This window comes from Cellulomonas soli (assembly GCF_013409305.1).
In the GTDB taxonomy this organism is placed as follows: domain Bacteria; phylum Actinomycetota; class Actinomycetes; order Actinomycetales; family Cellulomonadaceae; genus Cellulomonas; species Cellulomonas soli.
Genome location: NZ_JACBZJ010000001.1, coordinates 2,779,047 through 2,791,920, shown reverse-complemented (window position 1 = coordinate 2,791,920; position 12,874 = coordinate 2,779,047). Strand labels below are relative to the sequence as shown.

Below are 12,874 nucleotides of genomic sequence, written 5' to 3'. Positions count from 1 at the left end.
GCGCGGCGCACGGTGCGCGTTACGGTGAGCCGTGCCCGTGATCTCCAAGGTCCTCATCGCCAACCGCGGTGAGATCGCCGTCCGCATCGCCCGCGCCTGCCGTGACGCCCGCATCGGGTCCGTCGCCGTCTACGCCGACCCCGACCGGGAGGCGCTGCACGTGCGCGTCGCGGACGAGGCGTACGCCCTGGGAGGTGCCCGGGCGGCCGAGACGTACCTCGACGTGGCCAAGCTGCTCGACGTCGCGCGGCGTGCCGGTGCCGACGCCGTGCACCCCGGCTACGGGTTCCTCGCCGAGAACGCCGGGTTCGCCCAGGCCGTCATCGACGCGGGCCTGACGTGGATCGGTCCGCCGCCCTCCGCCATCGAGCAGCTGGGCGACAAGGTCAGCGCGCGGCACATCGCCCAGCGCGCCGGTGCCCCGCTCGTCGCCGGTACCCCCGAGCCCGTGCAGGACGTGCGCGAGATCCACGCGTTCGCCGCCGAGAACGGGCTGCCGGTCGCCATCAAGGCGGCGTTCGGCGGCGGCGGCCGCGGACTGAAGGTCGCCCGCTCGTTCGACGAGATCGACGAGATGTTCGAGTCGGCCGTGCGCGAGGCGACGGCCGCGTTCGGCCGCGGAGAGTGCTTCGTCGAGCGCTACCTGGACCGCCCGCGGCACGTCGAGACGCAGTGCCTGGCCGACGCGCACGGCACGGTCGTCGTGGTCTCCACGCGCGACTGCTCGCTGCAGCGCCGCCACCAGAAGCTCGTCGAGGAGGCGCCGGCCCCGTTCCTGTCCGACGAGCAGCGGACCCTGCTCGTCGAGTCCTCGATCGCGATCCTGCGCGAGGCCGGCTACGTCGGTGCGGGCACCTGCGAGTTCCTCGTCGGTGCGGACGGCACGGTCTCGTTCCTCGAGGTGAACACCCGGCTGCAGGTCGAGCACCCCGTCTCGGAGGAGATCAGCGGCATCGACCTGGTCCGGGAGCAGCTGCGCGTCGCGGCCGGCGAGCCGCTCGGCTACGACCACGTCGAGACCCGCGGGCACTCGCTCGAGTTCCGGCTCAACGGCGAGGACCCGGCCGACGGCTTCCTGCCCGCACCCGGTCGCATCACGACCCTGCGGTTCCCCTCGGGCCCGGGGGTGCGCGTCGACTCGGGGGTCGTCGAGGGCGACACCGTCTCGGGCGCGTTCGACTCGATGATCGCCAAGCTCGTCGTGACCGGTGCGACCCGCACGCAGGCCGTCGAGCGGGCCCGCCGGGCGCTCGCCGAGCTGGAGGTCGTCGGCATCCCCACCGTCGCGCCGTTCCACCGCGCGGTCCTCGAGGACGTGGCGTTCGTCCCGCTCGACCCGACGCAGCCGTTCGCTGTGCACACGCGCTGGATCGAGACCGAGTTCACCGACACGCTCGCCACGCTGGGCAAGGCGCCCGTCGCCACCGCCGCGGACGACGACGACCAGGAGAGCCTCGAGCGCGTCGTCGTCGAGGTCGGCGGCAAGCGGCTCGAGGTCGTGCTGCCCACCGCGCTGGCCCTCGGCATGGCGCGCGGCCGTCCCGGCCAGGGCCAGGCCCGCCGACCGCAGCGCCGCACCGCGGCCCGCGCGAACGGCGGCACGTCGGGTACGACGCTGGCCTCGCCCATGCAGGGCACGATCGTGAAGGTCGCCGTCGAGGACGGCGCCCAGGTCGCCGAGGGCGACCTCGTGGTGGTGCTCGAGGCGATGAAGATGGAGCAGCCGCTCGTCGCGCACAGGTCGGGGGTCGTGACCGGGCTCGTGGCGGGTGTCGGCTCGAGCGTGAGCGCCGGCAGCGCGATCTGCGAGATCGTCGGCTGAGACCGTGACCGTGCCGGCAGGACTCCCCGAGCACGCCCACCGGCACGCCGGCGACGGCTGGGTGCCGTGCCGGTGCGGGCGTCGGCACTGGGGGCTGTTCGGCGCGGCCGGGCTGCTGCTGACCCGACGGGACGGCACGGGGACCGCCACGCACGTCGTGCTGCAGCACCGGGCGACCTGGAGCGACCAGGGCGGCACGTGGGGCGTGCCGGGCGGGGCGTGCGCCCCCGGGGAGTCCGCGGTGGACGCCGCGCTGCGCGAGGCCCACGAGGAGGCGGGCATCGACCAGGGCTCCGTCGGCATCCGCGGGGTGCACGTGCTCGACCACGGCGACTGGTCGTACACCACCGTGCTCGCGGACGAGCTCGTCGAGGTGCACCCCAGCGAAACCGACTCGGAGAGCATCGAGGTCACCTGGGTCCGGCTCGACGACGTGGTCGCGCACCCGCTGCTGCCGGCCTTCGCCGAGGCGTGGCCGACGCTGCGCGCACGCCTGGACGGGCGCACGGGTCCCGACCCGCGCTGACGCGCACCGGCCTGCGGCAGGTCGCAGCGGGCCGCAACGGCCCGCACCGACGGTGAGCCGTCTCACAGATCACGGGGTGGTCGGCCTCTCGCGGGGTCCGGTGCGCCCGGGGTACGCTCGCGCCAGGTGAGGCAAGCCTGTCCTCAGATCCGCTCCCCCGGGCGGGTCGTCGGACCCTCGGGTCCGGGCCGTCCCGGCGTCGGAAGACACCCCATGCTCGCGAACTACCTGATCGGCCTCCGCGAAGGCCTCGAGGCAGCCCTCGTGGTCAGCATCCTCGTGGCCTACCTGGTCCGCATCGAGCGCCGCGACCTGCTGCCCGCGCTCTGGACCGGCGTCGCCGTGGCGACGGGAACGTCCCTGGCGTTCGGCGCGCTGCTCACCTGGGGGCCCTCGCGGTTGACCTTCGAGGCCCAGGAGGCCATCGGCGGCACGTTGTCGATCGTCGCCGTGGGGCTGATCACCTGGATGATCTTCTGGATGGGCAAGATGGCCCGGCACCTCAAGGCGGACCTGCACCACAAGCTCGACGACGCCATCGCCGCCGGACGGGTCGCCGTCATCACGATGGCGCTGCTGGCCGTCGGGCGAGAGGGGCTCGAGACCGCCCTGTTCCTGTGGGCCGGCGCGCAGGCCACCGGTCGCACCACCGCACCCCTGCTCGGCGCCGCGCTCGGACTGCTCACCGCGATCGGCATCGGCTGGCTGATGTACCGGGGAGCGATCCGCATCGACCTGCGCCGGTTCTTCGCCTGGACGGGCGTGTTCCTCGTCGTGGTCGCCGCCGGCGTCCTCGCCTACGGCGTGCACGACCTGCAGGAGGCCGGCCTCCTTCCCGGCGCTGGCGCGCTCGCGTTCGACGTCTCCTCGACCATCCCGCCGACCTCCTGGTACGGCGTGCTGCTCAAGGGCATCTTCAACTTCTCGCCGGCCACGACCTGGCTCGAGGCGATCGTGTGGACCGCGTACCTCGTGCCGACCATGATCCTGTTCGTCCGCATGGCATGGGCCGGTCCGCCCGCCGCACGGAAGGCCACGGCAACCCCCGTCGCCGCGCCCGCGAGCACCGCCCTCGGCGCCCGCGCCTCCTGACACCCGCGTCGGGGCGACCCGCACCCCGCACACCCCTGAACACCCCTGAGCGACGGCCGCACCGCCGCCGGTCGCTGCCGCCCTGCCCGAGGAGACCGATGTCCTTCCGCCGTCCCGCCGCGCTCGCCCTCGTCGCGCTCACCCTGCCGCTCGCCGCCTGCGTGGCCAACGACCCGGCCCCCGCGCAGAGCGGCGCCTCCGCTGGGACGGGCGTCCTCACGGTCAGCTCGACCGCCGACGGGTGCACCGTGTCCGCCGCGGAGGCACCCTCGGGCACCCTCACCTTCCAGGTCGCCAACGACGGCTCGGACGTCACCGAGTTCTACCTGCTCGCCGAGGACGGCCTGCAGGTGGTGGCCGAGGTCGAGAACGTCGGACCCGGACTGTCCCGCGACCTCGTCGTGCAGCTGCGCCCCGGCACCTACTGGACCGCCTGCAAGCCCGGCATGGTCGGCGACGGCATCCGCGAGGCGTTCACCGTCACCGACTCGGGCGTCGAGGTGGGCCCCACGGGCGACACCGCCGACCAGCTCGCCGCCGCCGAGGCCTCCTACGTCGCCTACGTCAAGGACCAGGTCGGTGCGCTGATCACCGGCACGCAGGAGTTCGCCGCCGCGTACGCCGCCGGCGACGACGAGACGGCCCGGTCGCTGTACGCGGCCACCCGCGTGCACTGGGAGCGCGTCGAGCCCGTGGCCGAGTCGTTCGGCGACCTCGACCCGCTGCTCGACCTGCGCGAGGCCGACCTCGAGGCCGGCGCCACCTGGAGCGGCTGGCACCTCGTCGAGAAGGACCTGTGGCAGCCGAGCGCGCAGGACAACGGCGGCGTCGCCTACACGCCGCTGACCGCCGAGCAGCGCACCGCGGCCGCCGACGACCTGGTCACCTACACCCAGCAGCTCGTCGACGCCGTGAACGCCGAGGACTTCACCTTCGAGGCCTTCCAGATCGCCAACGGCGCCAAGGAGCTGCTCGACGAGGTCGCCACCGGCAAGGTCACCGGCGAGGAGGAGATCTGGTCGCACACCGACCTGTGGGACTTCCAGGCCAACGTCGAGGGCGCGCACGTCGCCTACGAGGTGCTCGAGCCCGTCGTCGTGGCGGCCGACCCGGAGCTCGCCGACCAGCTGACCACGCAGTTCGACGCACTCGACGCGCTGCTCGCCCAGCACGGCTCCTACGAGGACGGCTTCGTCACCTACGACACGCTCGACGCCGCCCAGGTCAAGGAGCTGGCCGCCGCGGTCGACGCCCTGTCCGAGCCGCTCTCGCAGCTCACCGCGACGGTCACCGGCGCCTGAGCGCACCGGCGTACCCGACCAGCACGCCCGCCCGACCCACCCCGAGGACCTCGATGACCGACGCACCCGACGCCCCGACCGGCGGAGCCGGCGCGCCCGCTCGCGGGATGTCCCGCCGCGCGCTGCTGGGCCTGGGCACGGGCCTGACCGCCGGGATCGCCGCGGGTGCGGCGGCCGGGTTCGGCGTCGGGCGTGGAACGGCGCCGACGCCCGCGGCGACGAGCGCGATCGGCGCCTCGACGTACCCGTTCACCGGCCCGCACCAGGCAGGCATCGTGACCCCGGCGCAGGACCGGCTGTACCTGGCGGCCTTCGACCTGACGACCGACTCGCGCGAGGAGCTCGTCGACCTGCTGCGCCGGTGGACGACCATGGCCGCCCGGCTCACGCAGGGGCTGTCCGCGGGCCCGTTCGGACCGGCATCCGGGCCGTACGACGCTCCGCCGGACGACACGGGAGAGGCCGCCGACCTGCCGCCCGCCGGCCTGACGATCACGTTCGGCTTCGGCCGGTCGCTGTTCGTCGGCACGCCCTCCCCCGACGGCACGCCCGGGACCGACCGGTTCGGGCTGGCGGACCGGCTCCCCGGAGGGCTCGTCGAGCTGCCGCACTTCCCGCAGGACGCGCTCGACCCGGCACGCAGCGACGGGGACCTCGTCGTGCAGGCCTGCGCGGATGACCCGCAGGTCGCGGTGCACGCGGTACGGAACCTGTCCCGCGCGGCGTTCGGCACGGCGACGATCCGGTGGACGCAGCTGGGGTACGGCCGCACGTCCTCGACGTCGACCGCCCAGAAGACGCCACGCAACCTGTTCGGGTTCAAGGACGGCACGGCGAACGTCAAGGCCGAGGAGAGCGCCGCGCTGGACGAGCACATCTGGGTCCCGGCATCCGACGCCGCCGCCGACACCACGGACTCGGCCTGGCTCACCGGGGGCAGCTACCTGGTCGCCCGCCGCATCCGGATGACGATCGAGACGTGGGACCGCACGTCGCTGCGCGAGCAGGAGGCCGTCGTCGGCCGCACGAAGGGCGAAGGGGCGCCGCTGTCGGGCGGCACCGAGCACACCGAGCCCGACCTGACCGCCACAGGTGGCGACGGCGCGCCGCTCGTGGCCGTCGACTCCCACGTGCGGCTCGCGCACCCCACGACCAACGACGGTGTCCGCATGCTGCGGCGCGGCTACAACTTCACCGACGGCAACGACAGCCTGGGACGGCTCGACGCCGGCCTGTTCTTCCTGGCGTTCGTCCGCGACCCCCGCACGCACTACGTGCCGATGCAGACGACGTTGTCCCGGGACGACGCGCTCATGGAGTACCTGCAGCACACGGGGTCAGGCCTGTTCGCGGTCCCCGCGGGCGTCCCCGACGGCTCGCTCGTGCTGGGCGACGACGGCACGCCGACCACGAGCGACGACAGCCCGTTCGTCGGCCAGGCCCTGTTCGCCTGAGCGCACCCGGGCGGGGCCCCGGAGCGCGCGACCCGCTGGGCGCCCCACCTGCAGGAGTAGCGTCGCGAGGGTGACGACGTCCGCCCCTGCAGCCCGTCCGCCACGCCCGGTGTGGTCGACGCCGCCGGACGCCGGGGCCCCCACGCACGTGTGGCTCGTGGCCGTGCTGACCGCCCTCACCGTGGAGCTCACCCGCGCCGCCGGGCCTTCCCTCGACCGGGTCTTCGCCGCCGGGGTCGGGCCCGCGGCACTGACCGCGCTCGGCACGTACGCCGGCGCGGGGCTGGTCGCCGCGATGCTGCTCGCGCTCGCCCGCGACCGTGCGGGCGGGCCCACCGCCCGGACCGTCCTGGTCGGGACCGCCGTCCTCGCCGTCGTGCGGCTCGCCGCGCAGGGCCTCGAGGGCGACCTGCGACTCGCGGCCGTCCTGGTCGGCGCCGCGACCGCCGTCGCGACCCTCACGCTCGCGGTCGCGCACGTGGCGGGCTCGCACGCGGCCGGGCAGGAGCACCAGCTCAGCGGCGCCCGGCACGCGGCGACCGGACTCGTGCTCGGCGCCGGGCTCGCGGTCGGCGTGCAGCTTCCGCTCGGCTCGTGGGACGCCGTCTGGCGGCACGGCCCGCTCGGGTGGGGTGTCGCCCTGGCGCTCGCCGGGCTCGCACTCGCCGCAGCCGCGGGGCTCGTCCGCTGGGAGAAGGCGGGACACGACGGCGCGGACCACGCCGCACCCGAGGGCCCGGTGACGACCACGGTCGGGCGTCCGCGCCGGCTGTGGGCGCTCGGGCTGTTCGTCTCCCTGTGCTCCACCGCGCTGGCCAACCCCGCGTTCGTCGCCGCGCAGTCCGGCGTGGCCCTCGGCGAGGTCGGCCTCGTGCTCGTCCTCGCCTCCACGCTCGGGGTGTGGGGCATGCTGCGACCTCCGTGGTCGTCGGCGGCCCGGGTCGTCGACGCCTCGGTCCTGCTGGTCGGCGCCACGGCCAGCTGGCTGGTGACCGGACCCGCGGCACTCGTCGCCGCCGCGCTCGCGCTCGCGGCGGCCGGACCGGTGCTCGCCGGGGCACTGAGCACGCACCGCACGGCACCGGCCGGGGTCGTGCGCACCTGCCTGGCCACCGCCGCCACGGGTCTGGCCGTGATCGTGCCCGTGCTGGTGTACATGGTCGACTACGACGTGCCGCTGGGCGTCGACAACGCCCTGGCGCCGATCGCCGCGACGGCGCTGCTCGCGGGGTCAGGGCTGCACCGCCGCACACCCGGCGCGCGCCGTCCAACGAGCGAAGCCGGACGGCCGGCCGCCGACCCCGTCCGAGCACGCGTGAGCTCCGTGCGGTTCCTCGTGCTGCCAGCGCTCGTGCTCGCGGCCGTCGGGCTCGGGCCTTCGACCACCTCGAGCACCGGTCCCGCGGTCCCGGCCCGGGCGGCGCAGGACCAGCTCACGCTCGTCTCGTGGAACCTGCACTACGGGGTCAGCCCGTCCGGTTCGGTCGACCTCGAGCAGCTGGCCGCGACGATCGAGGCGCAGGACCCGGACGTGGTCGCGCTGCAGGAGGTCTCCCGCGGCTGGGTGCTCGGCGGGGGCGCCGACATGGCGACCTGGCTCGCGCGGCGCCTGGACATGACCGTGCGGTTCGCGCCCGCCGCGGACCAGCAGTTCGGCAACGCCGTCCTGGCGCGCTCGGAGCTGACGGATGTCGAGGTGCACGCCCTCCCCTACGGCGCCGGCCCGCAGCAGCGCTCCGCGCTCGCCACGACCGTGACGACCGCGGACGGCTCGACCGTGCGGGTCACCTCGGTGCACCTGCAGCACCGGGAGCAGAACACCCCGACCCGGCTCGACCAGCTCGGTGTGCTCCTCGCCGCCGAGCCGGTCGGAGCGGGCACCGACGGGCCGTCGGTCCTGGCGGGCGACCTCAACGCGACACCGGGCTCACCGGAGCTGGAGCTGCTCGCCCAGGCGGGCTGGACCAGCGCCGTGGACGAGGCGGGCGACCCCGAGGCGCTCACGTCGCCGTCGATCGACCCCGTCGAACGCATCGACTGGGTGCTGGGCCGCTCGGTGACCTTCGAGGACGCCCAGGTCCTGACCTCACCGCGCACGTCGGACCACCTGCCGCTGGTCGTGCGCCTGCACGCAGGCGACTGGCGGAGCAGCGAGCCCGGGGTGCAGCGGGCGGTGCAGTCGTCGGTGCAGCGGTCGGTGCAGCGGTCGGCTCAGCGGCCGGATCAGTCGTCGGCGCGGTGGTGCAGCATGCGGGCCACCTCGGCGACCGTGCCCGACATCGACGGGTACACGGTCGAGGCCTCGGCCAGCTGGTCGGTGGTCATCCGGTGTGTCACCGCGAGCGTGAGCGGGTAGACCGCCTCGCTGGCCCGCGGACCCACGACGACCGCACCGAGCACCGTGCTGGACGTCTCGTGCGCGAAGATCTTGATGAACCCGTCGCGCACGCCGAGCATCTTGGCCCGCGGGTTGCGGGCCAGCGGCAGCACGCTGACCCGGTAGGGCACGTCCCGCTCATGCAGCTGGGACTCGCTCGAGCCGACGGTCGCGATCTCCGGGGCCGTGAAGATGTTGGCGGCGACCCCGTGCAGGGACAACGGCGTGACGGCGTCGCCCAGCGCGTGGGACATCGCGATCCGCCCCTGCGTCGCCGCGACCGACGCGAGTGGCAGCACGCCCGTGCAGTCGCCGGCTGCGTAGATGCCGCGCACGTTAGTGCGTGAGACCTTGTCGACCTCGACGTGCCCCGAGGACCGCAGGCGCACCCCGGCCTCCTCGAGCCCGAGGCCCGTGGTGGTCGGCACCGACCCGACGGCGAGCAGCACGTGCGACCCGGCGACGTGGGTCCCGTCGGCGAGCGTCACCTCGACCCCGTCGGCCGTGCGCCGTGCGGACTGCGCACGCGAGCGCGACATCACGGTCATGCCGCGGGCCCGGAAGATGCCCTCGATGAGCTCGGCGGCGTCGGCGTCCTCGCCCGGAAGCACGCGCTCCCTGCTCGAGACCAGCACGACGTCGGCGCCCAGCGAGGTGTACGCACCGGCGAACTCGGCACCCGTGACGCCCGAGCCGACCACGATGAGCCGCTCCGGCAGCTCGGTCAGCTCGTACAGCTGCGTCCACGTGAGGATCCGCTCGCCGTCCGGGCGGGCGTCGGGGAGCACGCGCGGCGTCGCACCGGTCGCGACCAGCACGACGTCGGCGTCGAAACGCGACTCACGCCCGCCCGCCTCGGTGGCGATCACGTGCGCCGGGCCGTCGAGCCTGCCGCTGCCCACGACGACCCGGACGCCCTCACGCTCGAGGCGTGCACGGATGTCCGCCGACTGCGCGGCCGCGAGCGCCTTGACCCGGGTGTTGACCGCACCCAGGTCGATGCGGTGCCGCACCTGCTCGGGCGAGCCCAACCCGTCGACGCGGATGCCCAGCTCGGGGGCCCGGTCGGCGATCGTCATCCACTCCGCGGTCGCGATCAGGGTCTTGGACGGCATGACGTCGGTGAGCACCGCGGACCCGCCCAGACCGGCACGTTCGACGAGCGTGACGTCCGCCCCGAGCCGGCGGCCGACGAGCGCGGCCTCGTACCCGCCCGGCCCTCCTCCGACGACGACGACACGGGCGGCCTGCGGATCGGGCGTGGGGGCGCTCACGCCTCCCATTGTGCAGGCTGCGGCGACGATAGCCTCGGTGCATGACCGACTCCTCCGCCGCCTCCTCGTCGCCCGCCACGACGTCCACCACGGCGTCCACTTCTGTGCCCACTGCTGTGCCCACGTCTGTGCCCACTTCTGTGCCCGACCTGGACGACCCCACGACCGACCCGTTCGAGGTCGCCCGCCTCGCGGCCGCCCACCTCGCCGAGGTGACGGGCGTCCCCCGGCACGACGTCGCGCTCGTGCTCGGCTCCGGGTGGGGTGGCGCCGCGGACCTGCTCGGCGAGACGGTCGCCGAGGTTCCCAGCCACGAGGTGCCGGGCTTCAGCGCCCCGGCCGTCGTCGGCCACGTCGGCACGATCCGCTCGATCCGGATCGCACCCGGGCCGGACGCCGCACCGGACGCCGAGCCCACCTACGCGCTGGTCCTCGGTTCGCGCACGCACCTGTACGAGGGCCGCGGCGTGCGCCGGGTCGTGCACGGCGTGCGGACCGCGGCCGCCGCCGGCTGCTCGTCGGTCGTGCTGACGAACGGCTGCGGCGGGCTCGACCTGGCCTGGGGCCCGGGCACGCCCGTGCTGATCAGCGACCACATCAACCTCACGGCGACCTCCCCGCTCGAGGGCGCCACGTTCGTCGACCTGACCGACCTGTACTCCCCGCGTCTGCGCGCACTGGCCCGCGAGGTCGACTCCTCGCTCGACGAGGGCGTCTACGTGCAGTTCCGCGGCCCGCACTACGAGACGCCGGCCGAGGTGCGGATGGCCGGTGCGATCGGCGGCACCCTCGTGGGCATGTCGACCACGCTCGAGGCCATCGCGGCCCGGCACGCCGGGCTGGAGATCCTGGGTATCTCGCTGGTCACGAACCTCGCGGCGGGCATCAGCCCCGACCCGCTCGCGCACGAGGAGGTGCTGGAGGCCGGCCGCGCCGCCGGCCCGCGGATCAGCGCGCTGCTCGCCCAGATCGTCCGGCGCCTCTGACCGTCCCCCGCGCTGCCCGTGCGGCGCGGCACCACCACCGACACCCCCCGACGCCACGCCGCGGAGCACGCCCGCCGGCCTGCGCGTCGGGGGGTGTGCGCGTTCGTGCCCTGCTGCACCGGCCGATACCGTGAGCACATGACCGGCCAGGACGCATGGGACGCGCTCGAGCAGCGCGTGCAGACGTGGATCGACGACGACCCGGACGAGCGGACGGCAGCCGAGCTGCGCGACCTGCTGACCACGGCACGCTCGTTCCCGCCCACGTCACGCGCGGCGGACGAGCCGGACCCGACACGGCGCCAGCAGGTCGAGGCCGCGCACGCGGCACAGGACGAGCTGGCCGACCGGTTCCAGGGGCTCCTGCAGTTCGGCACGGCAGGTCTGCGCGGCGAGCTCGCGGGCGGGCCGCACCGGATGAACCGCGCGGTCGTCATCCGCGCCGCCTCGGGCCTGGCCGACTTCCTGCTGGGCGAGCTCGACGGCGTGCAGCCCGCACCGCGCGTCGTCATCGGTTACGACGCCCGGCACCTGTCGGACGAGTTCGCCCGGGACTCCGCGGCCGTGCTGACGGCCGTCGGCATCGAGGTGCTCCTGATGCCCTCGCCGCTGCCCACCCCGGTGCTCGCCTTCGCGGTCCGGCACCTGGGCGCGGACGCCGGGATCATGGTCACCGCCTCGCACAACCCGCCGCGCGACAACGGGTACAAGGTGTACCTCGGCGGCCGCGTGGTCACCGACTCCGGGCAGGGCGCCCAGATCGTGCCGCCGACCGATGCGGCGATCGCAGCCGAGATCGGCCGGGTTCCCTCGGTCGCGGCCGTCCCGCGGGCGAGCGCGGGCTGGACCGTGCTGGGCACCGAGATCGTGGACGCCTACGTGGCCTCCGTGACCGCGCTCGCCGAGCAGGACGCGGCCTACCGGGCCCGTGCGGGTGACCTGCGCATCGTCCTGACCCCGCTGCACGGCGTCGGCGGCGCGACCGCGGCGCGTGTGCTCGCGGAGGCCGGGTACACCGACGTCCACCTGGTGCCCGAGCAGGCCGAGCCCGACCCCGACTTCCCGACGGTCGCCTTCCCCAACCCCGAGGAGCCGGGGGCCATCGACCTCGCGCTCGGCCTCGCGGGCGACGAGCGCGCCGACCTCGTGATCGCCCTGGACCCCGACGCCGACCGGTGCGCCGTGGCCGTCCAGGACCTGCGTGCCCGCTCGTTCCGGGGGCCGGACACCGCGGGTGCCGACGGCTGGCGGATGCTGCACGGCGACGAGACGGGAGCCCTGCTCGGTGCCGTCGGCGCGCAGCGCGCCGCCGCCGCGGGCCTGGCTCCCGACCCGGACGGCGACACGCCCGCACTGGCCTCCTCGATCGTCTCGTCCCGGCTGCTCGGCGAGATCGCGGCGTCGGCCGGACTGCGGCACGTGCCCACGCTCACCGGCTTCAAGTGGATCTCCCGTGTCGACGGTCTCGTCTTCGGGTACGAGGAGGCGCTCGGCTACTGCGTCGACCCGGCGCACGTGCGGGACAAGGACGGCATCTCGGCCGCGCTCACGGTCGCGGGTCTGGCCGCACGCCTGAAGGCGGAAGGGCGCACCCTGGTCGACGCGCTCGACGACCTGGCCCGCGCGCACGGCCTCTACCTCACCGACCAGGTGTCCGCCCGGTTCGCCGACCTCTCGCTCATCCCCGCGACCATGCAGCGCGTGCGCGACGCCCCGCCGACGCACCTGGGAGGCTCGCCCGTCACCGCGGTCGTCGACCTCGCCGCCGGCACCGACGACGACCGCGGCGGGCTGCCGCCGACCGACGGGCTACGGCTGCTCGCGGAGGACGGCACCCGGGTGGTCGTGCGACCCAGCGGCACCGAGCCGAAGGTGAAGTGCTACCTCGAGGTCATCGAGCCCGTCGCCCCCGACGCGGACCACGCCGCGGTCGGCCGCGCGCGGGCGACCGCACGGCACCGGCTCGACGCGGTGGCCGCGGACGTCCGCGGCGCGTTGGGCATCTGACGGCGCGCATCTGACGGCGCCGCATCGGACGGGTC

General features: G+C 74.9%; 8 protein-coding genes and 1 pseudogene. 8 read left to right on the top strand and 1 reads right to left on the bottom strand.

Translation table 11 applies throughout. The annotated features are described in order from the left end of the window. Nucleotides 1-31: 31 nt before the first annotated feature. From BKA22_RS12920 to BKA22_RS20170, 6 genes and pseudogenes are all read left to right on the top strand, one after another. Entirely contained in the window at nt 32-1,822 is a 1,791-nt protein-coding gene (locus BKA22_RS12920; RefSeq protein ID WP_146953809.1) for an acetyl/propionyl/methylcrotonyl-CoA carboxylase subunit alpha, read from the top strand. A 4-nt stretch (nt 1,823-1,826) separates the two neighbouring features. Continuing rightward, nucleotides 1,827-2,348, top strand: coding sequence for an NUDIX domain-containing protein (locus BKA22_RS12915; RefSeq protein WP_146953810.1), 522 nt, complete (start codon nt 1,827-1,829; stop codon nt 2,346-2,348). A gap of 213 nt (nt 2,349-2,561) precedes the next feature. Next, nucleotides 2,562-3,440 (top strand): iron uptake transporter permease EfeU, encoded by an 879-nt coding sequence (efeU, locus tag BKA22_RS12910; RefSeq protein ID WP_146953811.1) that lies wholly within the window; start codon nt 2,562-2,564, stop codon nt 3,438-3,440. A 98-nt stretch (nt 3,441-3,538) separates the two neighbouring features. Continuing rightward, nucleotides 3,539-4,741, top strand: coding sequence for an iron uptake system protein EfeO (efeO, locus tag BKA22_RS12905; protein ID WP_146953812.1), 1,203 nt, complete (start codon nt 3,539-3,541; stop codon nt 4,739-4,741). 53 nt (nt 4,742-4,794) lie between these two features. Then, on the top strand, nt 4,795-6,195 hold the full coding sequence (gene efeB, locus BKA22_RS12900; RefSeq protein WP_146953813.1) for an iron uptake transporter deferrochelatase/peroxidase subunit: 1,401 nt from the start codon (nt 4,795-4,797) through the stop codon (nt 6,193-6,195). 295 nt (nt 6,196-6,490) lie between these two features. Beyond that, nucleotides 6,491-8,290 (top strand): annotated as a pseudogene (locus BKA22_RS20170) (endonuclease/exonuclease/phosphatase family protein); the annotation flags it as partial. A gap of 128 nt (nt 8,291-8,418) precedes the next feature. Here BKA22_RS20170 and BKA22_RS12890 read toward each other — a convergent pair. Then, complete coding sequence (locus BKA22_RS12890; protein WP_146953814.1) at nt 8,419-9,855, bottom strand: NAD(P)H-quinone dehydrogenase; 1,437 nt, start codon at nt 9,853-9,855, stop codon at nt 8,419-8,421. A 32-nt stretch (nt 9,856-9,887) separates the two neighbouring features. On the opposite strand from BKA22_RS12890, the gene BKA22_RS12885 reads away from it, so the two are divergent. Both BKA22_RS12885 and BKA22_RS12880 read left to right on the top strand, forming a co-directional pair. Next, entirely contained in the window at nt 9,888-10,832 is a 945-nt protein-coding gene (locus BKA22_RS12885) for a purine-nucleoside phosphorylase (RefSeq protein WP_146953815.1), read from the top strand. 138 nt (nt 10,833-10,970) lie between these two features. Beyond that, nucleotides 10,971-12,839, top strand: coding sequence for a phospho-sugar mutase (locus tag BKA22_RS12880; protein ID WP_146953816.1), 1,869 nt, complete (start codon nt 10,971-10,973; stop codon nt 12,837-12,839). The last annotated feature ends 35 nt before the right edge of the window (nt 12,840-12,874 follow it).

What these genes read in the sequence shown, in the direction of transcription:
- efeU (WP_146953811.1), top strand. Translation starts at nt 2,562, where the DNA reads ATGCTCGCGAACTACCTGATCGGCCTCCGCGAAGGCCTCGAGGCAGCC.
- efeB (WP_146953813.1), top strand. Translation starts at nt 4,795, where the DNA reads ATGACCGACGCACCCGACGCCCCGACCGGCGGAGCCGGCGCGCCCGCT.
- BKA22_RS12880 (WP_146953816.1), top strand. Translation starts at nt 10,971, where the DNA reads ATGACCGGCCAGGACGCATGGGACGCGCTCGAGCAGCGCGTGCAGACG.
- BKA22_RS12890 (WP_146953814.1), bottom strand. Translation starts at nt 9,855, where the DNA reads ATGGGAGGCGTGAGCGCCCCCACGCCCGATCCGCAGGCCGCCCGTGTC.
- BKA22_RS12885 (WP_146953815.1), top strand. Translation starts at nt 9,888, where the DNA reads ATGACCGACTCCTCCGCCGCCTCCTCGTCGCCCGCCACGACGTCCACC.
- efeO (WP_146953812.1), top strand. Translation starts at nt 3,539, where the DNA reads ATGTCCTTCCGCCGTCCCGCCGCGCTCGCCCTCGTCGCGCTCACCCTG.